Source organism: Streptomyces sp. NBC_01232 (assembly GCF_035989885.1).
Lineage (GTDB): Bacteria > Actinomycetota > Actinomycetes > Streptomycetales > Streptomycetaceae > Streptomyces.
The window spans coordinates 672,812-696,616 of record NZ_CP108518.1 but is presented as its reverse complement, the minus strand read 5'-3'; the positions used below and the strand labels follow the sequence as shown (position 1 = coordinate 696,616).

The window sequence follows — 23,805 nt, the reverse complement described above, 5'->3', positions numbered from 1 at the left end:
GCCACCAGGGGCCCCGCCTCCCAGCATGGCACTCACCCCACCCCGCTGCCCCACGGGCGCTGCGGTGCGGATCACGGGTCGTCCCGCCGCGTCCTGCCCGGCGAGGGGCTGCCGAGCCGCCGGGCCAGGTACGGCTCCTGCGCGAGGGCCGCGCCCGTGGTGATGCCGACGGCGACCGCCACGCACAGCACGATCAGCCACGACAGGATGACGAACACCGAGCCGGTGGACCCGTACGCGGCGAGCGACCGGTTGAGGGCGATCGGCATGTAGACGCGCGCACCCAGCGACAGCGCGGTGACCGCGGCGGCCGTGAGCAGGGCGCCGGGCAGCAGCGGGGGCCAGCGGATCAGCCCGCCCAGCAGGAGGTGCTGGCTCCACCACCACGCCCCTGTCTGGAAGAGGAGCGTGAGGGGGATCCCGAGCCACAGGCCGAGGCCGAATCCGTTGCGCACCGGGCCCTGGACGACCAGCAGGATCATCCAGGCGCCGATCCAGGCGAACCAGCGCCAGATCGCGATCCGCGTCCCGCCCCGCGGGATCTGCCAGGCCCGCCGGCACAGCCGCTGCATGGCGCGGCTCACGGCGGTCGCCGAGAGCAGCACGATCACGGCGCCCGCCACGCCCACGGCGTTGCGGAGGTCCTCCTCGCCGGAGCCGTCGAAGACGTCGTTCAGCTGCTTGTCCGCCTCACCGGTGAGCCCGAACATCGTGCGTACGGATTCCACCAGCTGCTCCCTTACGGGTGCCGGGGCGAACGAGGCGAAGACGAAGAGCAGGGGCACCACGGTCAGGAAGCACTGGGCGGCCAGCCGGGTGGCGGAGTCGAAGATGTTCACGAGGACCATGCGCTCGGTGACGTGCGTGATCACCGGGAACCGGGTCTCGGCCCGCATCTGCGCGCGCTTGCCGGCAGCGACCAGCTCCCGGGAGCGGCTCTGCCACCGCGCCTTGCGCCCCGACGGCATCAGCGGCCCGCAACGTCATGCGGTAGGGACGGCGGGTGCCGGGGCGGCGTCGTCATGGCGGTCTCCTTCGTGTGCGTCCAGGTTGGTGGACGCAGCCGGGAGCGGCATCTCGATGGGCAAAAGGTGTAGGAGCCCGCAGCGGTGCGTAGTGTCGTATGTCGTCACTCGATTGGGGCGCCATGGTCCTCGACCTCATGCTCATCGCGCTGGCGATCGCCCTCTACCCGCTGCCCATGATGGCGTTCATCCTCGTGGTGTCCTCGCCCCGGGGAGTGCTGAAGGGGCTGGCCTTCATCCTGGCCTGGCTGGCCAACCTCGTCGCGGTGATCGCGATCGTGCTGGCGCTGACCGGCGGTGAACCGCCGTCGCCGCGTTCCCCGCCCGGAGTGGCGGCGCTCGCGGCCAAGCTGGCCATCGGGGTGTCACTGGTGGTCTACGGGGTGCACCGCTACCGCCTCAGGAAGGCACGGGCCGGTGCCGTCCGGGACACCACGGCGAAGCCCTCCCGGATGGGCGTCGGCTCGCCGTGGGCCGCGGCGGGCCTGGCCGTGCTGATCCAGCCGTGGGGCATGGTCGCGGCGGGCGCGACGACGGTGGTCCAGGCCGACACCTCGCACGCGACCACGTTCATCGCGCTGTTCGGCTTCTGCCTGGTGGCGAGCTCCGGCCTGCTGGCCGCGGAGCTGTACATGGTGTTCGCGCCGGAGGCCGCCCAGGCCCGGCTGCTGAGCCTGCGTACGTGGATGGAGGGCCACAAGGACGAGGCCATCGTGTTCGTCTGCCTGCTGCTGGGCCTGTGGCTGACCGCGCAGAGCATCTACCAGCTGACCGCGTGACCGCCGTGACCGCCGTGACCGCGTGACGGTCGCAGCGGCCAGACATGCGAGGGCGCGGGCCGCGTGCTGGAATGAAGAGAACTTCCCCCTCTCCGATCTCCGACAGGAGCTGCCATGAGCAGCGAGACCGAGGCGCGAGCCGATTTCGGCGACATCGACGAGCTGGGCCCGGTCGACTACATCGTGGTCGAGTTCCCGGGCAACCGGATGACGGGCGAGGCGTTCCCGATCCTGGTCGATCTCGTCGACCGGGGCGTCGTCCGCATCTTCGACTTCGTCTTCATCCGCAAGGAGGAGGACGGCACGGTCACGGCGGTGGAGCTCCAGGACCTCGGCGGCGAGGTCGACCTCTCCGTCTTCGAGGGGGCTTCGTCCGGCCTGCTCGACCACGGCGACATCCAGGACGCCGCCGGCGCCCTGGAACCCGGCAGCTCCGCGGGAGTCATCGTGTACGAGAACACCTGGGCGGCGCCGTTCGCCCGTGCCCTGCGACGGGGCGGAGCGCAGCTCGTGGCCGCAGGACGGATTCCCGTACAGGCCCTGCTGGCGTCGCTGGACGCCCTGGAGGACCCGCCGGCCGGAGAGTGAATCCCGCACAGCCTGACCTGGAGATGAGCACCATGCCCGGACTTCTTCGCGGGGTTGCCCGCACCGCCGTCATCGCGGGCACCGCGACCGCCGTGTCCAACCGCGTGTCGCGCCGCCAGGGCGGCCGATGGGCGCAGCAGGAGGCCCAACAGCAGCAGGCGGCCCAGCAGCAGGCGCCGCCGCCCCCGCCCCCGCCGCCCGCCGCGGCGCCGGCGGACGACATGACCGCCAAGATCGAGCAGCTCAAGCAGCTCAGCACCCTGAAGGAACAGGGCGTGCTGACCGAGGCGGAGTTCGCCGAACAGAAGCGACGCCTGCTCGGCTAGTACATCTCTCTCGGATCGGCCGGGCCCTCGGGCCCGGCCGATCATGTGACTGTTCCGAGCCCGGTGGTCGGCGGCGGCAGAAGCCGGGATGATGTCATGGGCGATCATGGCGGGTCGGCCGAATAGCCGAACGCGGGGGAGGGGTACGCAGTGGTCGGGCAGGAATCCGTGGGCGTCACGGTCGCGGGATTGATCGAGGCGGCCACGGACGACCAGAGCGGCGCCCTCTGGAGACTCCGGCAGGACGGCCGGCAGCTCGACGCGAACCTGGTGCGCCTCCTGCCCGGCGGCGAAGTCGCCGCCCACCGGGAGCCCGAGGTGGACGTACTGCTCGCCGTCGTGAGGGGCGGCGGCTCCCTGACCCTGGACGGGGTCGTCTCCGAGGTCGTCCCCGGCTCCCTCGCCCTGCTGCCGCGCGGAGCCTCCCGCTCGCTCCGGGCCGGCCCCGAGGGACTGGTGGTCCTCACCGCGCACCGCAGGCGCGCCGGCATGTCCATCGGCCGGCCGCCCCGTACCGAACCGCGCACACCGCAGTGCCCGCTCCACCTCGTCTGCGAGCAGTGTCACCGGCACGCCATCGAGGCCGACGCCCGGTACTGCAGCTGGTGCGGTACCCGCCTGGTGCCCCGGGGCGCCACGGAATGACACCCTCGCGCCGCGGCGCGGGTGGAGGGCGCCGGCCCGTTACGGACGGGGGTGCAGGGGGACCGGGACGCGGGGCAGGTCGATGCCGAAGTGGTCGCGGTAGGCCGCCAGGACCTCCGCGTCGTCGGCCAGGGCGCGCTCGGTGCGTTCCCCGGCGGCCGTGACCGTCAGGACGCGGTCGCTGAGGGTGGTCCGGCCGGTCTCCGTCAGCATTGAGCACACCGGCTTGCGGGTGAACCCGGACGCGGGCGAGGTGCTGTGCCACCACGCGCCGGTCACGAAGTCGGACAGGATCCGGGGGCGGGTCTCCAGCCGGTACTGGGGCACGCCGTCCTGGAGGACGTCGAGGTCCCCGTGCGGACCGTCGGCCGGCACGATCCGGAACACCCCGCCCGGGTCGGTCTGTTCGCCCCGCTCGTCGAGGGCCAGCGGGAAGTGGCTGTGGTCGCCGAAGCCCACGTCCGCCAGCCACGCCCGCCCGTCCTCGCACTCCACGCGCAGCGCCAGGTGGTCGTAAGGGATGCCCGGACCGCCGCCGGCCTTGTGCACCCGTGCCTGCAGCAGCTCCACCCGGTAGCCCAGGGCCCGCAGCAGCGGGGCGAACGCACCGTTCAGCTCGTAACAGAACCCGCCGCGGCCCCCGCGGAGCAGCTTGTCCAGCAACGCGTCCGCCTCCAGCACGATCTCCTGGCCCAGGTGGATGGACAGGCTCTCGAACGGGACGGTCCGCAGGTGCCGCAGGTGCAGATCGCGCAGGGCCGCCGCACTCGCCGACCCGGGCCGCCCGGCCCCGATCCGCCGCAGGTACGCGTCAGCCCGTGACGCGGAAAACTCTTCCATCCCGGCAGTCTCGCAACCCGCCCCCCGCCCCGCCATACCCGGTTCGACCTAGGCCCATCGGCCCATCGGCCCATCGGCGGCCCGCGCCCAGCCGGAGCGGTTCCGCCTTCTAGGCTGTGCGGTGCGGATCAGGCCGGCGGCCGGTGAGGCGCGGAGGGGAGGACCACCCCGCCATGGGCGTGACGCAGGTCACGGGAACCCGTCCTCGATGCCGGACAGCTCACAGGAGTGACAACAGAGATGCGAACCCGGGTGCGGTCCGGAGATCCGGACGCCTACGCGGAGCTGTTCGACAGCTGTGCCCGCACCCTCTACAACCATGCCTTCCGGATGACCGGGGACTGGGCCACCGCGGAGGACGTCATGTCGGCGACCTTCCTGGAGGCATGGCGGCTGCGCGGCACGGTCGACCCCGAGGGCGGTTCCCTCCGGCCCTGGCTCCTGGGCATCGCCACCAACCTCGCCCGCAATCAGTGCCGCAGCAACCGGCGCTATCGGGCAGCTGCCGCCGCCACGGCTGCGGCCGGCGCCGCATCCGTGCCCGACCACGCCGACGAGGTGGCCGGCCGTCTGGACGACCGGCGGCGGATCGCGGCCACGCTGGCGCAGCTGAGCGCGCTGCGCGGACCCGAGCGCGAAGTCCTTCTGCTGTGCCTGTACGAGGGCCTGGAGTACGCCGAAGCGGCCCGGGCCCTCGGCATCCCGGTCGGGACCGTCCGGTCCCGGCTGTCCCGGGCCCGTACGAAGCTGCGCAGACTCGCCGAAGCGGAACTGAAGAGGAACGGACGGGAACTCCTGGTCCGGCCCCGACAGACATATGGCGACCGCGAACACGCGGTGTGGTCCGCACAGGAAGGAACCCGATGAACGCCGACCTCTCCCTGCCGCGGCCGGCCCGCCCGGACGAGGACCCGCTCCCGCTGTCGTTCACCGAACGGGAACTGCCCCCGGGGCGCCACGAGCTCCACAAGGAGCGTCTGATGGCGCAGATCCACGAGGACCTCCGAGCCGCCGCCGTCGACGTCACCACCGCCCGCACCGCGGCCGACACCACCGCCACGGCGACCGGCTCCGGCTTCGCCGGCAGGTCACGCCGCAATCCGTTCCCGCGCCGCGCGATCCTCGTGCCCGCCGCAGCCTTCGCGATGGTCGGCGCGCTCGCCACCGGCGGCTACCTCCTCTCCACGGACCGGGGTGTTGCGGACCGGCCGGCCTCCACGGTCGCCACGCATCGGGTGACGCCCACGCCCGCCCCGCTCGGCACCGCCGAACCCCAGAGGACACAGCAGCTCCTGGACCGCCTCGCGCAGGCCTCCTCCGCCGCCCCCGGCCCGGTGGTGCGCGCCGACGGGTTCATCTACGTCGGGAGCATGGTGGCCGCCACCTCCGTGGGGAGCGTCGACGGCAGGAGCACCCTGGACGAACCCCACGCGCGGCACGAATGGAGCTCCCCGGACGGCAGGAAGGCCTGGCTGATCGAGTCCGGCATCACCGGTCCGGGAGGAGTGGACCTGTCGGGGAACAGGAAGGAGGGCGAGGCTCCGCCGGAGAGCCTCAACCTGCCCAGCTACGACTACCTCGCCCGGCTGCCCACCGACCCCGACGCGCTGCTGGAGCTGATCCGCGAGGGGACCGGGGGCCACGGCACCAGCCCCGACCAGCGGGCCTTCGCGACGATCGGCGACATGCTGCACGGGACTCTGCCGCCGCCCGGGCTCACGGTCGCGCTCTACAGGGCCGCGGCGAAGATTCCCGGCGTGGTCACGGTGGACGACGCGGTCGACGCCGTGGGCCGCCCCGGAATCGCGGTCGCGCGGCTCGACGAGAAATCCGGCGAACGTCTGGAATGGATCTTCGACCGGCAGACCCTCGCCTTCCTCGGCGAGCGCATCGTCCGGGTCGAGGGCGGGTCCGGCGAGCGGAGCGCCGTCCGGCCGGGCACGGTCGTGTTCTCGAAGGCCGTCACGACCCGGGCGGTCGTCGACCGGATCAGGGAGATGCCGCCCACGACGGGCTGACCGCCAGGCGGGGCGAGGCGTCCGGGCCGGCGCCCGCCCCGACGCCTCGCCCGGGACCGCCGGCCGGGCGCGCGCCGGGATTCCGTACGGCCGGCCAGGACTACTTGGGCACCTGGGTGTTCTGGCAGACCGTCAGGAGCCAGCGGCCGTCCTGCTTGGTCATCACGTACGTCGGGACGCCCTCGTCGCCCGGGCCGTCGGCCGAGTGGTAGACCTGGCCATTCTGATACGTCAACTGCCGACAGGGCGGGTGCAGTCGCGCGGCGCGTGCGACAGGAGGGGTGCGGGCCGATGTCCGTACCCCTCCTGCGTCGTTCACAGCACCTTGGAGAGGAAGGCCCTCGTGTGGTCGTGCCGGGGGTCGGTCGGAACCTCCTGGGGGTGACCCGACTCGACGACCACGCCGCCGTCCATGAAGACCGGCGAATCGCCAGCCTCGCGGGCGCGAAGCCCCTCTCGTGCGTGACCACGATCATGGGGATGGCGGACCGGAACGGCCGTGACGGTCTGCGGGGTGACGGTGTGCGGGGGACCCCCGCCGGGGCGGGCGCCGCCCCGGCGGGAGTCCTGTCGATGTGTTCGGTGACTTACGACTGCCCTTCAGCGGTGCGTGCGGGTCAGGAACCGGCGTTGACGCTCGCCGAGGTGACCGCCCCCGTGCCCGCACCCCACTTGTCGAGGGCCTTCCGGTACGACCCGTCCTCGATCACGGCCGCCAGCGCCGCCTTGAGGGCGTCGCGCAGTCCGGGATTGTCCTTGGCCACGGCGATTCCGAACGGGCCGGCCTCGATCTGGTTGCCGACGATCTCGAAGGCGTTGCCGCCGTCCGCCTTGAGGGCCAGGTAGGCGGCCACGGGATAGTCGTTGACCCCCGCGACGGCGCCGCCCGCCTTGACACGGGTCTGCGCCTCGGCGTCGGTCGGGAAGGACTCGATCGTGACGGCCGGCTTCCCGGCGGCCTCGCACTCCTTCGACCGGGTCTTGACCACTTCCTCGAAGGTGGTGCCCCGCTGTACGGCTGTCCTCCTTCCGCAGAGATCGGCGATGGACCTGATCCCCCGCGGGTTGCCCTTCTGGACGTACACGACGGAGCCCGCGACGAAGTAGTCGACGAAGTCGACCCCGTTGCCGGTCTTCTGGCCCTTGTCGTCCAGACCCTGCTGACGGGCCATGGTGTCGCTCACCGACGACATCACCACGTCCTGCCGACCGGAGTTGAGGGACGTGATGAGACTGTCGAAGGTGCCGCTGGTGAAGACGAACCTCACTCCGAGCTGCTTGCCGAGCGCGTCGGCGATGTCCGGGTCGACACCGACGATCTTTCCGTTCTCCACGAACTCCATCGGGGCGTACGTGGCGTCCGTGCCGACCTTGATGACACCGGCGTTCCGGATGTCCGCGGGGAGCTTGGAGAACAGGGGGGCGTCGTTCTGCGCGCCACCTGCTCCGGCGGTACCGGCGCCCTGGCCGGCGTCCGTCCGGTCGCCGCAGGCACCCAGCAGCAGGGCGGCGGTGGTGGTGGCGAGGACGGCGGCGATCGTCCGGCGGGTCGGTATGCGTGCGGCCATGGCTGTGCTCTCTCTCGGGGCGGTGTGCGGGGGAGGCGCTGGGGAAAGCGCTGGTGGGGGGCGCTGGGTGGAATGCCGGGCAGGTGCCCGGACGCTCAGGCGACGACGCGCAGGCGCGTCACGCCCGGGTCGAGCGCGCCGCGGACGTGGCCGTTCGGCGCGGTCGCGGTCCGCTGGAGGAAACGGACGGCCTCGGCGGTGATGACCTCGCCCGGCAGGACGTTGGGGATGCCCGGCGGGTACGCGGCCAGCGTGTCCGCGGAGATCCGTCCCACGGCCTCTTCCGCGGCCACCACGTGGGCCGGGCTCAGGAACGCCTCACGGGCGGTGAGTTTCGTGGGACCTGGTGTCGGCAGCCGCAGCATGCCGTCGGCGCGAGCGCCGGCGGCGGTGCCGGCACCCGCCGAATCGGTGAGCGGGGCGGGCAGGGTGTGCAGTGCCTCGACGAACCGGTCCGTGTCGGGGGCGGACCCCGCACCGATCACGGCGACGATCGCCGCGCCGGTCGCCACCTCGACCATGATCTGGTGGTCCAGGAAGAGCCGTCGCCTGGCCTCGTGGCCGCTGATCCCGCCGACGCGGGTGTCGATCGCGATCCGCAGCGGATCGGCTCGGACGATGTCGGGGAAGGCGTGGAAGCCATCGCTCACCACCCCGAAGCGGCCCAGCGCGCGTACGACGCCGCGCACCTCGTCCGCGGCCTCGATCGAGCCCCCCGTCGCACCGGTGTCCGTGACCAGGCTCCTCCGGGCGAGATCCAGCGACGCGGTCAGCAGGGCACTCGCGCTGGTGGACTGTACGAGGCGGAACGCCCGGTCCACGAGCGGCTCCAGCCGGTCCGCGAAGGGGCCCTCCGCCAGGTGGAGCATCGCCGACTGGGTCAGGCTTCCCGCGAGCTTGTGCGTACTGGAGGTGGCCAGGTCCGCGCCCGAGGAGAGCGCACCGGCGGGAAGACCGGGATGGAAGCCGAAGTGCGCCCCCCACGCCTCGTCGACGATCAGCGGAACGCCCGCGGCGTGGGCGGCGTCCGCGATGGCGCGTACGTCGGCGACCGCGCCGAAGTAGCTCGGGGACACGATGTACACGGCGCCCGCGTCCGGCGTCCTTGCGAGCGCCGCCGCCACGTCCCCGGCGGTCACTCCGTGGGCGATGCCCTGCTCCGGGTCGACGGACGGCTGGACGAAGACGGCGTCCATGCCCGACAGCACCAGCCCGTCGATGACGCTGGAGTGCACGCTGCGCTGCACGACGAGGGTTTTCCCGAGCGCGGGGGCCACTATCGAGGCGATCTGATTGCCCTGTGAGGCGCCGTTCGTCAGGAACCACGTGCGCCGCGCGCCCCAGGCTTCGGCCGCCAGTGCCAGGGCCCTGTCCAGAGGTGTGTCCGGGCCGAGGTCGATGCCGTCGAGCAGGGGCGGGAAGTCCAGGGCCGTGATCCGCGGGCCGAAGAAGCCGGTGAGGTCCGATCCGGGGGTCGCGGCATGGCCGGGGACGTTCAGCCTCAGCCAGTCCCGTCCGGCATGGGCCAGGACCGCCTCGGCGTACGGTGCGCTCAATTGGCCGACGCCAAAGCCAGGGCCGAGGCCTGAGGGGGAGAGGGAGGGGGAGAAGGAAGGGGAGGAGGTGCGGTGATCGGTGGTTCTCGTGTTCACCCTGGGAGCGTGGCAGCCCCGCAGTCATTGAGGAATGGTGGACTTTTCGTTACCCCTCCATAGAGTGTCTATATGCTCGACGTCAGACATCTCCAGGTGCTCCGGTCCATCGCGCAGGAGGGATCGCTCGCCGCCGCCGGGCGCGCGCTGCACTACAGCCAGCCCACGATCACCCACCATCTCGCCGCCCTGGAAGCCCACTTCAACGCCCGGCTCGTCCAGCGCGGACCGCGCGGCGCCACCCTGACCGAGCTCGGCGAAGCCCTGCTGCCGCACGCCGAGGCCGTGCTCGAACGCCTGCGTCACGCCGAGCAGGAGGTGCGCGACCTCGCCGAGCGTGGCCTGCGCACCCTGCACATCGGTACGTTTCCCACCGCGGGGGCCCTGCTGCTGGCGCCCGCGGTCAAGCGGCTCCACCAGCAAGGGGTCCACATCTCGCTCACCGAGGGCGAGCTCCCCCTGCTGCTGCGCGGGCTGCGGGCCAGGGAGCTCGATGCCGCCCTCGTGTTCTCGCAGCCCGGCGACAGCCTCGACCTCGACGAGGACTTCGAGGTCCATCCGCTGCTGACCGATCCGCTCCTCCTGGTCATGCCGGAGGACCACCCGTGCGCGTCGCTCGAACAGGTCTCCCTCGGCGAACTGCGGGACGCCGCCTGGGTGGGCGCCGCCGACCCCCACGACCCCTGCGACCGGGTGCTCGCATGGGCGTGCGGCCAGGAGGGGTACGAGCCCCTGCACGTGATGCGTACCGACGACTACGCGGTGGTCCAGGGGCTCGTGGCCGCGGGGTTGGGCGTGGCCCTCGTTCCGCGGCTCGCGCTGGGACCGCACCGCCCCGACCTGGCCGTACGCCCCCTGGCCCGGCCCGCCCTCGCCCGCGAGATCAGCGTCGCCGTACTGCGGTCCACCTCCGCCGGATCCGCCCAGGAACTGATCGCGGCGCTTCTGGAGCAGGCCGAACTGATCACGGAGCGCTGGGCCGCGGCCTGACCCTCACGTCCTCGGCGGCCGGTCCTGCCGGGCGCGGGAGTCGAGTACCGCGGTGGTGAAGCTCGCCAGCCGGGCCCGCAGCTCCTCGCGGGGTACCTCCTTCTCACCCGCCAGGTATGCGATCAGGTCGGCCCGGGTGGCCGCGAGCAGCGCGTGGGCGGTGAAGTCGTCGTCGTCCGGGCCGGGGACGGACCGCAGCAGGTCCCGGAGCAGCGTGTGCCAGCGATCGTAGTGCTCCGTCCGGTACGGGCTGTCCGCGCCGCCCGACTCCAACGCCATGGCGAGGTGGCGGTTGTCGAGCTTGAAGCACAGGACCGCGTCGAGCAGGGCCGGTACGCGCAGGTGCGCCGGCGTCTGAGGTCCCAGCGGCGGCGGGCCCGCTTCGACCGCTTCCCTGATCGGTTCGAGCCGTGCCTCGTACAGCTCGCGGATCAGTCCGGTGCGATCGCCGAAGGCCCGGAAGAGCGTCGCCTTGCCCACGCCGGCCGCCGCGGCGATGTCCGCCATGGTGACGTCCTCGGGGCTCCCGCAGTCGGCGAAGAGGGTGTCGGCGGCCGCGAAGACGGCCGCCCGGTTGCGGACCGCGTCCTTGCGCGGCTTGCGGTCGGCGGTCATGGGGCGGGTTCCCTCCGATTGCAAAGCGGACCGGCGGTCCGTATCTTCAGGAGAGAAGCGGACCGTCGGTCCGCATCGTAGTGGACGGAGAACCGTCGTGCCCGCAACCACCACCTCCCCCGCGGATCTGTACCGCCACAGCCTGCGCCTGCTCCTGGACAAGGACATCGCCTCCTGGGTCGGACTCTGGTCCGAACAAGGCGTCATGGAGTTCCCCTTCGCCCCGCCGGGCCGGCCACGGCGGCTGGAGGGGCGGGAGGCCGTCGCCGCATACATGCGCGACTATCCCGACCACATCGACCTGCACGACTTCCCCGACCTGCGGATCCACGAGACCACCGACCCGCGGACCATCGTGGCCGAGATGCGCGGAGTGGGCCGGCTGGTCGCGACCGGGAGCCCCTTCGACATGACCTACATCGCGGTAGTGACCGTCCGGGACGGGCGGTTCACCTCCTACCGCGACTACTGGAACCCCCTCGGCATCCAGGAAGCCGGGGCGGACTTCACCACGTACCTCATGGAGAGCAGCGCCCGATGACCGCCACCACCCCCACCGGCCGCGTCGCCCCCACCGGCACCACCCTGGTCGTCGGCGCCACCGGCACCACCGGCAGCCGCACCACCGCACAGCTGATCGCCGCCGGCCGCAGCGTCAGGGCGGGGAGCCGCCGGGCCACCGCGGTCCCCGGCGCGGAGCCGGTCCGCTTCGACTGGTACGACCCCGCCGGCTTCGACGACGCCCTCGCCGGATCCGACCGCGTGTACCTCGTCCCGCCCGTCGGTGACCCGGATCCGGCCGCGGTCATGCTGCCCTTCCTCGACCGGGCCCGTGCCGCCGGCGTACGCCGCGCCGTACTGCTGAGCTCCTCGGCGATCCCCGAGGGCGGCCCGGCGGTGGGAGAGGTGCACCGGGCCCTCCCCGGCCTGTTCGGGGAATGGGCCGTCCTGCGCCCCTCCTGGTTCATGCAGAACTTCACCGGTACGCACACCCATGCCGACGGCATCCGCACCGAGGGCGCCTTCCTGACCGCGGCCGGGGCGGGCCGCGTCGGGTTCGTCGATGCCGACGACATCGCCGCCGTCGCCGTACGGGCCCTCACCGACGACCTCGCGCCCAACACCGACCTGGTCCTCACCGGGCCGGAGGCACTCAGCCACGACGACATCGCCGCAGTCCTCACCGAGGTATCCGGCCGCCCGGTGGTCCACCACCACCTGACCTACGAAGCCATGCGCGAGCGCCTGGCCGCGGTCATCCCGCCCGCGTTCGCCACGATGCTGGCCGGGATGGACCGGGCCATCGCGGAAGGGGCCGAGGACCGCACCACCGACACCGTCCTGCGCCTCACCGGCCGCCCGCCGCACGGCTTCCGGGCGGTTGCCGAACGGGAACTGTCCGGCGCGGCCGGGCCGGGAACGGTCTAGCCGGCCCCGGCCCCGGCCCCGGCCCGGGCCCCGCCCGGCGCGGTGTGTTCGAGGATCGCGGGGACGATCGTCGGCCAGTCCGCCCGCTCGACCCCGTGGCCGGCATCCTCCAGTACCAGGAGCCGCCCGCCGGGCATCCGGTCCGCGAGTGCCTCGCCGTGCCGGAGCGGGAACATCGGATCGGCGCTCCCGTGGATCACCAGCGTGGGCACGGCGATCGAGGACACGGGAGCCCGGGTGCGCCCGCCGTCCTGAAGCACGTCGTGATTGCCGGCGGCGGCGAAATCGTGCGCACGCCCGACGTCCCGCCGGACAAGGCTGCGGACGGCGGCCTCGTCGAACGGGCGCCGGCCCCCGGTGAGCATCCGCGCGTAGCGGACCTGGTCGTCGATCACCGACTCGGCATCCGGCCGGCCGACGCGCGCGGTCGAGACGAACCGCGTGAACTCCTCGGTCGGCGCGGGCAGGTCGGGGTCCCCGCCCACGGCGAAGGACGTGCTGATGAGGACGAGCGACCGGACGCGACCGGGGTGTCCGAGCGCGAGCAGCTGCGCGAGCGCCCCTCCGGCGGAGACGCCCACGACGTGCGCCGCCGCGATCCCATGGGCGTCGAGCACCCGGGCGGCGTCGGCGACCAGGTCCGCCGTGGTGTATCCGGGACGGCCCGGCGCGCAGGTGGTGGACCGGCCGGTGTCACGGTGGTCGTAGCGGACCACGAAGCGCCCGCCCTCCGCGAGCATCCGGCAGAAGCCCTCCTCCCACCAGAGCATGGAGGCTCCCATGCCCATGACGAGGAGGACGGGCGGGTCCGACCGGGCGCCGAACGACTCGGTGCACAGCTCGACGCCCTCCACCTCGACAACGCGCTCGGCCATCGTCGCTCCTGTCTCCTCCCGCACGGGTGGGCCGCGGCGGAGGGATCAGCCCTCGGCCGCCGCCGACAGCAGCACGTCCACGAGCCGGTCCGCCGCGTCCGGCCTTCCGTACGCACGGGCCCGCTGCGCCATCGCCGCCCGCCCGGCCGTGTCGGTCAGGAGCGGCCCGACCGCCTCCGCCAGGGCGCGGCCGTCGACCTCGCCGAGCAGGGCCACCGCGGCGCCCGCGTCCGCCAGGTGCCGGGCGTTGTGCGCCTGCTCGTTGCCGGCGGAGGTGGCCAGGGGCACGAACACCGCGGGCTTGCCCAGCGCGGTCAGCTCCGCGAGGGTCCCCGCCCCGGACCGGGAGATCACCACATCGGCGAGCGCCAGCACGTCCGGCAGCTCAGGCCCGACGAAGCCCGTCAGGTGGTACCGGCCGGCGAGGACCGGGTCGAGGACCGTGGCGGCGGACCGGAGGCCGTCGACGTGGGCCGGGCCGCACTGGTGGATCACGTTCGCGTGGCTCAGCAGCCACGGAAGCACCTCGCGCACGACCCCGTTGATCTGCTGCGCGCCCTGCGCCCCGCCGGTGACGTACACCGTCGGGAGGCGCCGGTCGAAGCCCGTCAGGTTCAGCGTGTGCACCGCCTTGTCGGGGTGTCCGGCCAGTACCTCGGGCCTCACCGGGTTGCCGGTCACGACGGCCCGGTCGCGGACCTCGGCCGGCAGCAGCGGCAGCGAGGACTCGGAGGACACGGCGATCCGTGTCGCAGAGCCGGCCAGCTTCCTGTTCGCGAGGCCGAGCCGGACCGTCTGCTCGTGCAGCACCAGCGGGCGCTTGCACAGCCGGGCGGCGAGGCCGGCCGGGACGGCCACGTACCCGCCCGTCGCCAGGACCACGTCCGGCCGGAAGTCGGAGACGATCGTACGGGCCTGGGCCACTCCGAGCGGCACGCGTGCCATGTCCTTCACGTTCGCCGCCGAGAGCATCTTCAGGGGGTTCGCCGACCTGCGGATCTTCCCCGTGGCGACCGTCCTGAACGCGATGCCCTCCGCCGGAGCGACGCGCGCCTCCAGGCCGTCGGCGGTTCCGATCCACAGCACGTCGAGCGAGGTGCCCTGGGCCGCGAGCCGGGGGCGCAGCGTGCGGATCGCGGTGAGGGCCGGGTAGGTGTGCCCGCCCGTCCCTCCGCCCGTCACGAGCAGCCGGAAGGAACGAGGGTTCGATGAAGTGTCCACCCGGCAACCCTACTGGCCGGTCCGTCCGGGGCCACCGGCCAGGACGCGGGCCTCGGGGGTGCCGCCCGGCGGGTGGCCGACGGCGGCCCGCCGCTCACCCGCACAGCCCAACGGGCGCAGGGTCGGGGGGACGCCTACGCTGAAACGGCAACCCCGCCGATACGTCCCGAGTCCCCAGGTCAGGGGCGGTGCGTCCGGCTCAGTTCAGCACCGAAAGGCGGTTTCGACATGGCCACCAGGTCTGACGCTCCCGTTCTGGACACGCTCGCCGCGATGACGATCGACTCCATCGAGCACTGCAACATGGACGAGAGGACACTGATCACCACCCGCATCGCCGCCCTCGTCGCGATGGACGCACCGGCCATCTCCTACCTGGCCCACATCAGCCCCGCGGTCAAGGCCGACTTCACCGTGGAGCAGCTCCAGGACGTGCTCGTCGCCATCGCGCCCGTCGTGGGCACGGCCCGCGTGATGTCGGCCGCGGGCCACATCGCCCAGGCCTTCGGCGTCGCCATAGCCATGCTCGAAAGCGAAGCCGAAGCCATGGCCAACGCCGAGGCGGAGAGCCGCCACAAGTCCTGAACCCCTGCGACCGCCGCGGACGCCGGACGGACTCCGCCGGGCGGGCTCGCCGCGCGCGACAGTCCGGATTCGCCTAGTTTGGTCCCGTCAGAGTTCCCGCATCAAGGAGTTCACCGTGGTTGACAAGGGAAAGATGGACCAGGCCAAGGGCAAGGCCAAGGAGGCCATTGGCAAGGTCACCGGTAACGACCGGATGAAGGCCGAGGGAAAGACGGACCAGGCCAAGGGCAAGGCGAAGGAAGAGATGGGCGAGGTCCAGGAGCGTGCCCGCGGCGTCCGCGACTCCTTGCAGGACAAGCGGGACAGGACCTGACCGCACACCGGTGAGTCCCCTCCGGGCTCGCGGGTGAAGCAGGATGCGGCCCCCGGCGCCTCGGCGTCGCGAGGCCGCATCCTGCTTCGGCGCAGGCGAACGACGCACTGAACGGCATGGCTCGGCACGCATTGCACGGCACGAGAGAGGTGGCCCCGATGGACAGCCAGGACCAGGACAACCCGGCGGCCGAGGTGGTGGTGGCCCTCGGCGACTGCTCCGCGCAGGACGCGAGGGCGGTCCTCGACCTGCTGGAGCGTTCCTTCCCCGTGGAGGCCGCGGCAGCCACGGCGGGCGGCGCGACCGAAGCCGGGCAGGCCGTGACCGTATGGAGCGCGACCCTCGACGCCGCACGCCCGGCGGAGCAGCAGCCGGCCTCCGTACGGCTGAAGGACGAGGTGAGCGTCACCCTCCAGGGAGGACCCCGTGCTGTGGAGCGCGTGCAGGCGGCGCTCGCCGGGCACTTCACCGTCGAGGACATGGGAGCCGTGTCGGGCGACCAGGAGAAGGAGATCGGACTGCGCATCCGCTCCTGAGTGACCCCGTGCGGCGGGCCGGACCGTTCCGTCCGGCCCGCGCTCACGGCCCCGTACCGTGTACGGGCGCGGGCACCGGGCAAACGCCGTGCATGACCGTACCCAAGACAACCGTTCTCGTCCTGGACAGTGCCGAGCCCGAGCTGCTGGCACGGTTCTACTCCGAACTGCTCGGTGCCACGAACGGACCGGCCCCGGGTGACGAGGACCTGCTCCTCGTCACCGGCCGCACGGGCGTGGTACTCGGCGTCCGCCGCGACCCCGACCACGTCCCGCCGAGCTGGCCGCTACCGGAGGGTTCCCAACAGGCCCATCTGTGCGTCCTCGTGGAGGAGCGGTTCCTCGACGAGGCCGAGCGCGAGGCCGTGACCCTCGGGGCCCGGCCGGTGGCCGCGGAGGACGACGGCAGCCTGCCGGGCAGCCGGACCACTCTGCGCCGTTACGCCGACCCGGCCGGCCACGGGTTCGTCCTCTCCGCGGTTCCCGACAGCCGCGCCCGCACGGACTCCGCGGGCTGAAACTGCCGCCGCCCCGCACGGGTACCGGCGCGGGGCGAACCGCCGTCAGCCGGCGGTCACCACGACCGGACCGCCGCCCCGGTCGACACGGTCCGTCCACCCCGGCGGCAGCCGCAGCGATCGCCACGGTGGCACCCGGCCCGGGAACCGCCGCCGCCACAGCAGCCGGCCGTCCTGGGCGACCGTCACCACCGGCCCCGTCAGCGGCTCCCCGGACCGCAGCAGCAGCGGCCGCCCGGCGGTCCCCGTGAGCCGGTTCGGCGACACCCACACCAGCGGGGCCCGGACGACCAGCGGCGGACCGGGCTCCGGCCAGGGCGCACCCGAAAGCCGGGCCAGGACAGCAGCTGACGCGGCGGCGCCCTCCGCGGCCGCGGCGGCTGCGCGTTCGACGCCGTGCAGGGCGTTGCCGACCGCGAAGACCCCAGGCGCCGACGTACGGAACGACGCGTCCACGCAAGGACCGCGCGTCCCCGGGTCCAGGGCGATGCCGCCCCGGCGCGCCAGTTCGTGGTCGGGGATCCAGTCGCCGGTGAAGACCACCGTGTCGCAGGCGAGGACCCCAGAACGGCCGTCCTCGTGGCGCACGGCCACCCCCGACAGGCGTCCCCGGCCGCGCAGTTCGACCACCGTCGTGGCCGTGAGCAGCGGTACTCCCGGTACGGCGATACCGCGGGAGTGCTCGGTGACCTGGGCCACCGCCTCCGCACCGGCCCGGCGCAGCGTGCGTACCGCGTGGCGCGCCACCGGCTCGGCGCCCACCACCACCGCCCTCCGGCCCACCTCCTGTCCGTACAGGTGGACCGACTGCTGCAGCTCCCCGGTGGTCAGCACCCCCGCCGGCCGGGAGCCCGGCACCAGCCGGGCGCTGCGGGGGCGCTCCCGGGCGCCCGTGGCCAGGACGACGGCCCGGGCCGTGATCCGCTCCAGGCCCGCCGGACTCGTGGTCTCCAGCGACAGGGGGCCGGCCCAGCCGGTGGCGGTGACACCCGTACGGACCGTGGCCCCGGCCGCCACCGCCGCCTCCACGGCCAGCCGTGCGTACGCCGGCCCCGCGAGCCAGGGGCGCAGGAGCCCCCCGAACCCGCCGTGATGACAGTGGCGCGGCGCCCCGCCCGCGTCCTGCTCGCGCTCCAGCACCTCGACGCGGCCCGCACCCGCTCCCGCGAGGCGCGCGGCCAGTGTCAGCCCTGCGGGGCCGGCGCCGACGACCAGGACGTCGACCGTGCGGTCGCGTGTCACCGGCGGGCCTCCTCGAACAACGCGCGGACGGCGGCCCCGCAGTGGAAGCCCTGGCAGCGGCCGCCGCGCGCGCGGGTGCGCCGCCGCAGCCCGTCGGGCGAACCGGGCGGTACGGTCGCGGCCAGCGCGTCGCGGATCTCCCCGCGGGTCACGCGCTCGCAGTGGCACACGATCCGGCCGTATTCCGGGTCCCGCGCGATCAACTCCGCGTCGCGGTAGGGCCGGGGGAACGCCTCGCCCAGGTTCGGCATCCGCACCGGCTCCAGATCCCGGGCCCCCGCCACCGGCAGACCGCCGTCGGCCAGCAGTTCCACCACATGGGCGGCGATGGCCATCGACGCCGTCAGCCCCGTCGAGCGGATCCCGCCCACGGTGACGTACCGCTGCGCCGGATGGGACCGGATCGCGTAATCCTCGTCACCGGTGGCGGCCCGCAGACCGGCGTAGACGGCGGTGACCTCCTCGTCCAGGAGGGCCGGCAGGATCCGTCGGCCCTTCTCGCGCAGCACGGCGAGACCCGCGGCGGTCGATCCGGTGTCCGTCTTGTCGTCCAGGTCCTCGGCGGTCGGCCCGAGCATCACCTTCCCGTACACCGTCGGCGAGACGAGCACCCCCTTGCCGAGGGCTCCCGGTACCGGCAGCAGGATGTGCCGGACCAGGCCGCGGGCGAATTCGTCGAAGACGATCAGCTGGCCGCGCCGGGGCGTCACGGTGAAGTCGGCGTGGCCCAGCAGCCGATCGATCGCGTCGGCGTAGAGCCCCGCCGCATTGACCAGGTACCGGGTGCGCAGCGGCCCCCGGCTCGTGGTCAGCGTGTGCACATCACCCGAAATAGCGTCCAGTACACGGCAGTTGAGGTGCAGATCGACGCCCGAGCGGACCGCCTGCGTCGCATACGCGAGCGTGGTGGTCCAGGGGCAGATCACCGACTCGCCCGGCACGTCGAGCGCCCCCAGCACCCCGGGCCCCAGCTCCGGTTCGCGGGCCCGCACCTCCTCGGGCAGGGCGATGCGCGCCGCGCGGTAGCCGTTGCGGACCGCCTTGTCGGCGAGGCCCGCGAGCGCGGCCCGCTGTTCCTCGTCCCAGGCGACGAGGAGCGCACCGAGCGGCTCCACCGGGATGCCGCTCTCGGCGGCGTAGGCGGAGAGCAGCCGCTGTCCCTCCCGGACGAGCCGGGACTCCAGCGAGCCGGGCACGGCGTCGAAACCCGTGTGGAGAATGGCGGTGTTGGCCTTCGAGGTGCCCTCGCCCACGTCGTCGGCCGCGTCGACCAGCGCGATCCGCAGGGGGAGCCGGGCCAGTTCGCGGGCGACGGCCGAGCCCACGACGCCGGCCCCGACGACCGTCACGTCGTACTGCCCGCCGGGCAGTCCGCCGCCGACGGTGACCGTCATGCCGGTCCGTCGCCCAGCAGGGCCGACACCGCGGAGCGGAACCGAGCCCGGCGCTCCGCGGCCTGCGCCGCACCGGCGCGCGGCTCGTAGACGGCGGACGGCTTCCACTCCGGGACGGCCTCGGCGACGGTGAGCGAGGGATCGAGCCCGAGCCGGGCGACGGCGCCGACGCCGAGGGCGGTGACGTCCGGCAGCGCCGACACCTCGACGGGGATCCCGAGGAGATCGGCCTGGGCCTGCATGAGGAGCGCGGAGCGGGTGAGCCCGCCGTCGACGCGCAGGGCGGCGAGCGGGGCGCCCAGGTCGGTGGCGACCGCGTCCGCGAGTTCGGCCACCTGGGCGGCGACACCGTCGCACAGGGCTCGCACCAGATGCCCGGCGGTGGTGTCGAGGCCCAGGCCGGTGACCGAGCCCCGCAGGTCGCCCCGCCACCACGGAGCGGCGAGCCCGGCGAGCGCCGGAACGAAGGTGACGCCGCCGGCGTCCGGGACGCTCCCGCCCACGGTGTCGATGTCGGCGGCGCCGGAGATCACCCCGAGATCGGTGAGCCAGCGCACGGCGGAGGCGGCCGTGTACACCTGCCCGTCCAGGCAGTAGCTGGTCCGGCCGGCGAGGCGCCAGGCCACGCAGCCGACCAGTCCCGAGGAGCTGCGCAGGGGCCGCGGGCCGGTCTGTGCGAGCAGGAACGCGCCCGTGCCGTAAGTGCACTTGGCGGTGCCGGGCTCGGTGACGCTCTGGGCGAGCAGCGCGGCCTGCTGGTCCACGAGCAGCCCCGTCAGCGGCAGTTCGGGTCCGAACGCGGTGGTGGTGCCGACGCGGGTGTCCGCGTCGACCACCTCAGGCAGCCGCTCACCCGCGAGGCCGAAGGCGTCGAGTGCGGTCTCCGACCAGCGGGTGGTGTCGAGGTCGAGCAGCTGGGTGCGCCCGGCGGTCGCCGCGTCCGTGACGAACGCACCGGTGAGGCGGTGCACGAGCCAGACGTCGCTCGTCGTCACGACGCCCCGCCGGGTCAGGTGGCGGCGTATCCAGGCCATCTTGGGCGCGGCGAAGTACGGATCGAGCGGCAGGCCGGTCGTCTCCCGCAGCGACGGCGCGTGCGGGGCCAGCTCGGTGCAGAGCTGCTCGGCGCGCCGGTCCTGCCAGACGATCGCGTCGGTCAGGGGCTCGCCGCTCGCCGGATCCCAGGCGAGGACGGTCTCGCCCTGGTTGGCGAGGCCCACCGCCACCACGGGTTCGCCGGCCGCCGCCAGCGCGGCGCGTCCGGCTTCGACCACCGAGTCCAGGAGCTCGCCGGGGGCGACCTCGACCCGGCCGCCCGGCAGGTAGCGGGGGCGTACCGGAGCCGATCCGGAGCCGATGACCCCGCGAACCGGACAGACGACCAGCGCCTTGGTCCCCGAGGTGCCTTGATCGACAGCGAGCACCGGGCCCGTCATCACCACTCCGTCCCTGCCATCACCTTGACCGCACGGGCCGGACCCGACGGACCCGGCCGAACCGGCTGAACCGACCGGAGCGGCTGGACTCACCGCACTGATCGAACGCCGGTCGGAAGCCTTCACCAGTGGACGTCGCCCGTCAAGATCCTTCCGCAGCGCTCGGCACGCCACTGACGTGTAATCACATCTGCTTGTTGGCTTGATACTTGCGTTCGAACAAGAATCTGGATGCGTATGCTCCTGATCGCCTTATAGTGATCGCCGATCAACGGGCAGCGACATCGACCGTGGGTCAACGGCGGGGGTTCGCCGAACAGTTCTCGCATGGTTCACGCATCCCTGGCACCGGGCACGGCTGCAGCGCCGCAGCCGGGCACCGGATGAACCCACCTTCCATGCGATCCGAGGACTGATGATCACGACCACCGCAGCACACGCCCTCCCGGGGCGCCGTCGCCGCCCGTCGACCGGGACGAGGTGATGGCGGGCAGCGATTTCCGGCCCGTCTACCACCCGGCCGGCCACGACAACGAGCTGCGGTCCGCCGCCCAGGACCTGCGCACCGGCCGGTGGGTGTCCATGGCGCGCTTACTCGATCGCACCGACGGCTGGGGGCTGTGGACCCAGCGCACCCAGGTCCTCGCGGCCATCGCCGCCGGATCCGACGTGGTCCAGGCCTGGCGCACCGAGCAACCGCACAGCGTCGCCGCGCTCGTGATGCACACGCGCGTCACCGTCGAACGGGCCGTCCGGGCCCACCGCGCCGGACACCCGCGCACCGGCGAACTGTGGCGGGAGGCCTGGGAAACCTGCCGCGAGACCGCCGGCATCAGCCCCGCCGACCCCGTGCCCTGGGTCTGCCTGCTCGCCCTCGCCCTTCTCGACGAGCACCGCCAGATGGCCGAGCACCGGATCGCGCCACCCGGCCCGATGCTGCCGCCCGGCCCCTGGGGCATGCTCGCGGAGGCCGACAAGCGCGACCCGCACAACCGCGAGGCCTACCACCGCATGCTCCAGTTCGTGTACGCGGGCGCGCCCGGACCGCTTTCCGAGGCCGCCAACTTCGTTCACTGGGCGGCAGGTTCCGCACCCCCCGGATCCGCCCTCCACGTCCTGCCGCTCTACGTACGGGTCGAGCGCTACCGCCGCGAACGCGGCCAGGAAAGGGCGCTCGACCTGCACTGGGTCGCCGAGGACGCCGTCCGCGACGCCCTCCACGCCCTGCACACCTGGTTCCACCACGCAGACCTGCCGCACGCCTCCCCGCTCGATCTGAACCAGCTCGCCCACGCCCTGTGGGGAGCGCTCCAGTTCGACGAGGCGGCCCGGGTCTTCGGCGCCATCGGCCCGTACTGGACCACCCTGCCCTGGGCCAACCGGACCCGCGACCCGGCCGACCGTGCCCTCGCCGAGGAGGTGTTCCTGCAGGCCAGGTCCCGCAGCCTGGCCGGCCGGAACTGACCCCCGCCTCCTCCTCCCGGGGCTCCGGCCACCCGCTCCACACCACCCCCTGGCCCACCCCCCTGCCCCACAGCACCCCCCCTGTCCCACCGCACCCCCGTGCTCCACCGTCCCCGTGCTCCACAGACCCCCGGAGGTACCGCCGTGTCCCGAACCGAATGGGCAGCCCGCCCGGACCGCAAGGCCCCACCCCAGCAGGACGAGGAACAACGCCTCAGGGAACTCGGCTACCAGCCCGTCCTCGCCCGCCGGATGGGCGGCTTCGGCAACTTCGCCATCAGCTTCTCGGTCATATCCGTCCTCTCCGGCTGCATGACCCTCTACGGCTTCGGCATGGGCTCCGGCGGCCCGGCCGTCATGCTGTGGGGCTGGATCGGCGTAGGCCTCTTCGTCCTCTGCGTGGGTCTCGCCCTGGCCGAGGTGACCAGCGCCTACCCCACCTCCGGGGCGCTCTACTACATGGCCGACCGGCTCGGCGGACGCCGCTGGGGCTGGTACACGGGCTGGCTGAACCTGCTCGGCCTGCTCGGCGCCATCGCCGGAATCGACTACGGCGCCGCCCTGTTCACCGGCGCCTTCCTCAACCTCCGCTTCGGGTTCGTGCCCACCCCCGGCTCGACCTTCCTGATCTTCCTGTGCATCCTGCTGCTGCACGCCACCCTCAACCTCTTCGGGGTCCGCCTCGTCAGCGTGCTCAACTCCATCAGCGTCTGGTGGCACCTGGGCGGTGTCGCCGTGATCGTCGGCGCCCTGGCCTTCGTCCCCGACAACCACCAGTCCGCCTCGTTCGTCTTCACCGAGTTCGTCAACGACACCGGCTGGGCCAACCCGTTCTACGTGGCGGCGGTCGGCCTGCTGCTCGCCCAGTACACCTTCTCCGGCTACGACGCCTCCGCGCACCTCTCGGAAGAGACATCGAACGCCTCCGTCTCCGCCGCCAAGGGCATCGTCCGCGCCATCTGGGTCTCCTGGATCGCAGGTTTCGCCCTGCTCGCCGGCCTCACCTTCGCCATCCAGGACTACGCGGCGGTCCAGGGCAGCGCCACCGGCGTCCCGCCCGCCCAGATCTTCCTCGACGCACTGGGCTCCGGCGGCGCCACCGCCCTCCTGCTCGTCGTCATCGTCGCCCAGCTGTTCTGCGGCAACGCCGAGGTGGCCGCCGCGAGCCGGATGGTCTTCGCGTTCAGCCGTGACAACGCGCTCCCCGGCTCCGCCCTGTGGCGCAAGGTCAGCAGCCGGACCCAGACGCCGGTACCGGCCGTCTGGCTCGCGGTCGCCGTCGCGGGCGTCCTGGCCGTCCCGTCGCTGTACTCCGCCACCGCCTACGGGGCCGTGACCGCCATCAACGTCATCGGCATCACACCGGCCTACGCCATCCCGATCTACCTGCGCCTGCGCGCCGGCAACCGCTTCGAGCCCGGCCCCTGGAACCTGGGCCGCTGGAGCAAGCCGATCGGCTGGATCGCCGTCGTCTGGGTGGCGCTCGTCACCGTCCTGTTCTGCCTGCCCCAGAAGTCCCCGGTGACGATCGACTCGATGAACTACGCGGTGATCGCCCTCGCGGTGGTCCTGGTCCTGGCCAGCGTCTGGTGGTACGTCGCCCGCAGCTCCTACGGCACCCCGTCGGCCTACGGGAACGCCCGCGAGCAGGCGGAGATCGCCGAGGACATCGTCTGACCCCGCCGTGCGCGCACCCGCCTTCGCGGCGGGTGCGCACCCCGGCCGGCCGCGCCTTCATGTCCGTACG

General features: G+C 73.1%; 25 protein-coding genes and 2 pseudogenes. 15 read left to right on the top strand and 12 right to left on the bottom strand.

The genetic code is table 11. The features are described 5' to 3' along the window. Positions 1-71: 71 nt before the first annotated feature. A complete protein-coding gene (locus OG444_RS03365) occupies positions 72-968 on the bottom strand; it encodes a YhjD/YihY/BrkB family envelope integrity protein (RefSeq protein ID WP_327260658.1) in 897 nt (298 codons plus the stop codon). Between the two features lie 179 nt (positions 969-1,147). On the opposite strand from OG444_RS03365, the gene OG444_RS03360 reads away from it, so the two are divergent. From OG444_RS03360 to OG444_RS03345, 4 genes are all read left to right on the top strand, one after another. Next, a complete protein-coding gene (locus OG444_RS03360; RefSeq protein WP_327266644.1) occupies positions 1,148-1,804 on the top strand; it encodes a GAP family protein in 657 nt (218 codons plus the stop codon). Between the two features lie 114 nt (positions 1,805-1,918). Then, positions 1,919-2,392, top strand: a complete 474-nt coding sequence (locus OG444_RS03355) for a DUF6325 family protein (RefSeq protein WP_327260657.1) — start codon at positions 1,919-1,921, stop codon at positions 2,390-2,392. Positions 2,393-2,424: 32 nt separating this feature from the next. Then, positions 2,425-2,718 carry an SHOCT domain-containing protein gene (locus OG444_RS03350; protein WP_327260656.1) on the top strand — a complete coding sequence of 98 codons (294 nt, stop codon included), beginning with the start codon at positions 2,425-2,427 and terminating at the stop codon, positions 2,716-2,718. Positions 2,719-2,868: 150 nt separating this feature from the next. After that, positions 2,869-3,363, top strand: coding sequence for a hypothetical protein (locus OG444_RS03345; protein ID WP_327260655.1), 495 nt, complete (start codon positions 2,869-2,871; stop codon positions 3,361-3,363). A gap of 39 nt (positions 3,364-3,402) precedes the next feature. Here OG444_RS03345 and OG444_RS03340 read toward each other — a convergent pair whose 3' ends face one another. Continuing rightward, positions 3,403-4,203, bottom strand: a complete 801-nt coding sequence (locus OG444_RS03340; protein ID WP_327260654.1) for an arylamine N-acetyltransferase family protein — start codon at positions 4,201-4,203, stop codon at positions 3,403-3,405. A 240-nt stretch (positions 4,204-4,443) separates the two neighbouring features. Between OG444_RS03340 and OG444_RS03335 the strand changes: the two genes are divergently transcribed. Both OG444_RS03335 and OG444_RS03330 read left to right on the top strand, forming a co-directional pair. Next, complete coding sequence (locus tag OG444_RS03335; protein ID WP_327260653.1) at positions 4,444-5,070, top strand: RNA polymerase sigma factor; 627 nt, start codon at positions 4,444-4,446, stop codon at positions 5,068-5,070. Further along, on the top strand, positions 5,067-6,221 hold the full coding sequence (locus OG444_RS03330; protein WP_327260652.1) for a CU044_5270 family protein: 1,155 nt from the start codon (positions 5,067-5,069) through the stop codon (positions 6,219-6,221). The genes OG444_RS03335 and OG444_RS03330 overlap by 4 nt, the downstream gene beginning before the upstream one ends. A gap of 100 nt (positions 6,222-6,321) precedes the next feature. Here the strand turns inward: OG444_RS03330 and OG444_RS03325 are convergent. From OG444_RS03325 to OG444_RS03310, 4 genes and pseudogenes are all read right to left on the bottom strand, one after another. Beyond that, positions 6,322-6,438, bottom strand: a pseudogene (locus tag OG444_RS03325) (SgcJ/EcaC family oxidoreductase); the annotation flags it as partial. Between the two features lie 98 nt (positions 6,439-6,536). Further along, positions 6,537-6,709, bottom strand: a pseudogene (locus OG444_RS03320) (ectoine/hydroxyectoine ABC transporter ATP-binding protein EhuA); the annotation flags it as partial. A gap of 129 nt (positions 6,710-6,838) precedes the next feature. Further along, complete coding sequence (locus OG444_RS03315) at positions 6,839-7,789, bottom strand: ABC transporter substrate-binding protein (RefSeq protein ID WP_327260651.1); 951 nt, start codon at positions 7,787-7,789, stop codon at positions 6,839-6,841. 95 nt (positions 7,790-7,884) lie between these two features. Then, a complete protein-coding gene (locus OG444_RS03310; protein WP_327260650.1) occupies positions 7,885-9,345 on the bottom strand; it encodes an aminotransferase class I/II-fold pyridoxal phosphate-dependent enzyme in 1,461 nt (486 codons plus the stop codon). A 168-nt stretch (positions 9,346-9,513) separates the two neighbouring features. Here OG444_RS03310 and OG444_RS03305 point away from each other — a divergent pair, with 168 nt between their 5' ends. Further along, positions 9,514-10,431 carry a LysR family transcriptional regulator gene (locus OG444_RS03305; protein WP_327260649.1) on the top strand — a complete coding sequence of 306 codons (918 nt, stop codon included), beginning with the start codon at positions 9,514-9,516 and terminating at the stop codon, positions 10,429-10,431. Positions 10,432-10,434: 3 nt separating this feature from the next. Here OG444_RS03305 and OG444_RS03300 read toward each other — a convergent pair whose 3' ends face one another. Next, on the bottom strand, positions 10,435-11,046 hold the full coding sequence (locus tag OG444_RS03300; RefSeq protein ID WP_327260648.1) for a TetR/AcrR family transcriptional regulator: 612 nt from the start codon (positions 11,044-11,046) through the stop codon (positions 10,435-10,437). Between the two features lie 97 nt (positions 11,047-11,143). Here OG444_RS03300 and OG444_RS03295 point away from each other — a divergent pair, with 97 nt between their 5' ends. Both OG444_RS03295 and OG444_RS03290 read left to right on the top strand, forming a co-directional pair. Then, a complete protein-coding gene (locus OG444_RS03295) occupies positions 11,144-11,587 on the top strand; it encodes a nuclear transport factor 2 family protein (protein WP_327260647.1) in 444 nt (147 codons plus the stop codon). Next, on the top strand, positions 11,584-12,474 hold the full coding sequence (locus tag OG444_RS03290; protein ID WP_327260646.1) for an NAD(P)H-binding protein: 891 nt from the start codon (positions 11,584-11,586) through the stop codon (positions 12,472-12,474). Before OG444_RS03295 ends, OG444_RS03290 begins: the two co-directional genes overlap by 4 nt. Here the strand turns inward: OG444_RS03290 and OG444_RS03285 are convergent. After that, on the bottom strand, positions 12,471-13,349 hold the full coding sequence (locus OG444_RS03285) for an alpha/beta fold hydrolase (RefSeq protein WP_327260645.1): 879 nt from the start codon (positions 13,347-13,349) through the stop codon (positions 12,471-12,473). The two genes, OG444_RS03290 and OG444_RS03285, sit on opposite strands and share 4 nt — an antisense overlap. A 45-nt stretch (positions 13,350-13,394) precedes the next feature. Beyond that, a complete protein-coding gene (locus tag OG444_RS03280; RefSeq protein ID WP_327260644.1) occupies positions 13,395-14,570 on the bottom strand; it encodes a UDP-N-acetylglucosamine--N-acetylmuramyl-(pentapeptide) pyrophosphoryl-undecaprenol N-acetylglucosamine transferase in 1,176 nt (391 codons plus the stop codon). Positions 14,571-14,798: 228 nt separating this feature from the next. Here OG444_RS03280 and OG444_RS03275 point away from each other — a divergent pair, with 228 nt between their 5' ends. From OG444_RS03275 to OG444_RS03260, 4 genes are all read left to right on the top strand, one after another. Next, a complete protein-coding gene (locus OG444_RS03275; protein WP_327260643.1) occupies positions 14,799-15,155 on the top strand; it encodes a carboxymuconolactone decarboxylase in 357 nt (118 codons plus the stop codon). Between the two features lie 115 nt (positions 15,156-15,270). Further along, the gene (locus OG444_RS03270) at positions 15,271-15,468 is read left to right on the top strand and encodes a CsbD family protein (protein WP_327260642.1); all 198 of its coding nucleotides are present in this window, start codon (positions 15,271-15,273) and stop codon (positions 15,466-15,468) included. Between the two features lie 158 nt (positions 15,469-15,626). Continuing rightward, positions 15,627-16,004, top strand: coding sequence for a hypothetical protein (locus tag OG444_RS03265; RefSeq protein ID WP_327260641.1), 378 nt, complete (start codon positions 15,627-15,629; stop codon positions 16,002-16,004). A 92-nt stretch (positions 16,005-16,096) separates the two neighbouring features. Beyond that, the gene (locus tag OG444_RS03260; protein ID WP_327260640.1) at positions 16,097-16,522 is read left to right on the top strand and encodes a VOC family protein; all 426 of its coding nucleotides are present in this window, start codon (positions 16,097-16,099) and stop codon (positions 16,520-16,522) included. 45 nt (positions 16,523-16,567) lie between these two features. Here the strand turns inward: OG444_RS03260 and OG444_RS03255 are convergent, their stop codons facing one another. Genes OG444_RS03255 through OG444_RS03245 form a run of 3 tightly spaced genes read right to left on the bottom strand, consistent with a single transcriptional unit; the run spans position 16,568 to position 20,594 of the window. Continuing rightward, positions 16,568-17,764 carry an NAD(P)/FAD-dependent oxidoreductase gene (locus OG444_RS03255; protein WP_327260639.1) on the bottom strand — a complete coding sequence of 399 codons (1,197 nt, stop codon included), beginning with the start codon at positions 17,762-17,764 and terminating at the stop codon, positions 16,568-16,570. Next, a complete protein-coding gene (locus OG444_RS03250) occupies positions 17,761-19,158 on the bottom strand; it encodes an FAD-dependent oxidoreductase (RefSeq protein WP_327260638.1) in 1,398 nt (465 codons plus the stop codon). The genes OG444_RS03255 and OG444_RS03250 overlap by 4 nt, the downstream gene beginning before the upstream one ends. Then, positions 19,155-20,594 (bottom strand): FGGY family carbohydrate kinase, encoded by a 1,440-nt coding sequence (locus OG444_RS03245; RefSeq protein ID WP_327260637.1) that lies wholly within the window; start codon positions 20,592-20,594, stop codon positions 19,155-19,157. The genes OG444_RS03250 and OG444_RS03245 overlap by 4 nt, the downstream gene beginning before the upstream one ends. Before the next feature lie 483 nt (positions 20,595-21,077). On the opposite strand from OG444_RS03245, the gene OG444_RS03240 reads away from it, so the two are divergent. Next, complete coding sequence (locus OG444_RS03240) at positions 21,078-22,058, top strand: hypothetical protein (RefSeq protein ID WP_327260636.1); 981 nt, start codon at positions 21,078-21,080, stop codon at positions 22,056-22,058. Between the two features lie 252 nt (positions 22,059-22,310). Further along, positions 22,311-23,735: an amino acid permease gene (locus tag OG444_RS03235; protein WP_405792550.1), complete on the top strand. Its 1,425-nt coding sequence runs from the start codon at positions 22,311-22,313 to the stop codon at positions 23,733-23,735. Positions 23,736-23,805 lie beyond the last annotated feature (70 nt).

What these genes read in the sequence shown, in the direction of transcription:
- OG444_RS03355 (WP_327260657.1), top strand. Translation starts at nt 1,919, where the DNA reads ATGAGCAGCGAGACCGAGGCGCGAGCCGATTTCGGCGACATCGACGAG.
- OG444_RS03300 (WP_327260648.1), bottom strand. Translation starts at nt 11,046, where the DNA reads ATGACCGCCGACCGCAAGCCGCGCAAGGACGCGGTCCGCAACCGGGCG.
- OG444_RS03365 (WP_327260658.1), bottom strand. Translation starts at nt 968, where the DNA reads ATGCCGTCGGGGCGCAAGGCGCGGTGGCAGAGCCGCTCCCGGGAGCTG.
- OG444_RS03275 (WP_327260643.1), top strand. Translation starts at nt 14,799, where the DNA reads ATGGCCACCAGGTCTGACGCTCCCGTTCTGGACACGCTCGCCGCGATG.
- OG444_RS03260 (WP_327260640.1), top strand. Translation starts at nt 16,097, where the DNA reads ATGACCGTACCCAAGACAACCGTTCTCGTCCTGGACAGTGCCGAGCCC.
- OG444_RS03245 (WP_327260637.1), bottom strand. Translation starts at nt 20,594, where the DNA reads ATGACGGGCCCGGTGCTCGCTGTCGATCAAGGCACCTCGGGGACCAAG.
- OG444_RS03315 (WP_327260651.1), bottom strand. Translation starts at nt 7,789, where the DNA reads ATGGCCGCACGCATACCGACCCGCCGGACGATCGCCGCCGTCCTCGCC.
- OG444_RS03240 (WP_327260636.1), top strand. Translation starts at nt 21,078, where the DNA reads ATGGCGGGCAGCGATTTCCGGCCCGTCTACCACCCGGCCGGCCACGAC.
- OG444_RS03340 (WP_327260654.1), bottom strand. Translation starts at nt 4,203, where the DNA reads ATGGAAGAGTTTTCCGCGTCACGGGCTGACGCGTACCTGCGGCGGATC.
- OG444_RS03235 (WP_405792550.1), top strand. Translation starts at nt 22,311, where the DNA reads ATGGGCGGCTTCGGCAACTTCGCCATCAGCTTCTCGGTCATATCCGTC.
- OG444_RS03330 (WP_327260652.1), top strand. Translation starts at nt 5,067, where the DNA reads ATGAACGCCGACCTCTCCCTGCCGCGGCCGGCCCGCCCGGACGAGGAC.
- OG444_RS03290 (WP_327260646.1), top strand. Translation starts at nt 11,584, where the DNA reads ATGACCGCCACCACCCCCACCGGCCGCGTCGCCCCCACCGGCACCACC.
- OG444_RS03360 (WP_327266644.1), top strand. Translation starts at nt 1,148, where the DNA reads ATGGTCCTCGACCTCATGCTCATCGCGCTGGCGATCGCCCTCTACCCG.
- OG444_RS03265 (WP_327260641.1), top strand. Translation starts at nt 15,627, where the DNA reads ATGGACAGCCAGGACCAGGACAACCCGGCGGCCGAGGTGGTGGTGGCC.
- OG444_RS03335 (WP_327260653.1), top strand. Translation starts at nt 4,444, where the DNA reads ATGCGAACCCGGGTGCGGTCCGGAGATCCGGACGCCTACGCGGAGCTG.
- OG444_RS03250 (WP_327260638.1), bottom strand. Translation starts at nt 19,158, where the DNA reads ATGACGGTCACCGTCGGCGGCGGACTGCCCGGCGGGCAGTACGACGTG.
- OG444_RS03285 (WP_327260645.1), bottom strand. Translation starts at nt 13,349, where the DNA reads ATGGCCGAGCGCGTTGTCGAGGTGGAGGGCGTCGAGCTGTGCACCGAG.
- OG444_RS03350 (WP_327260656.1), top strand. Translation starts at nt 2,425, where the DNA reads ATGCCCGGACTTCTTCGCGGGGTTGCCCGCACCGCCGTCATCGCGGGC.
- OG444_RS03305 (WP_327260649.1), top strand. Translation starts at nt 9,514, where the DNA reads ATGCTCGACGTCAGACATCTCCAGGTGCTCCGGTCCATCGCGCAGGAG.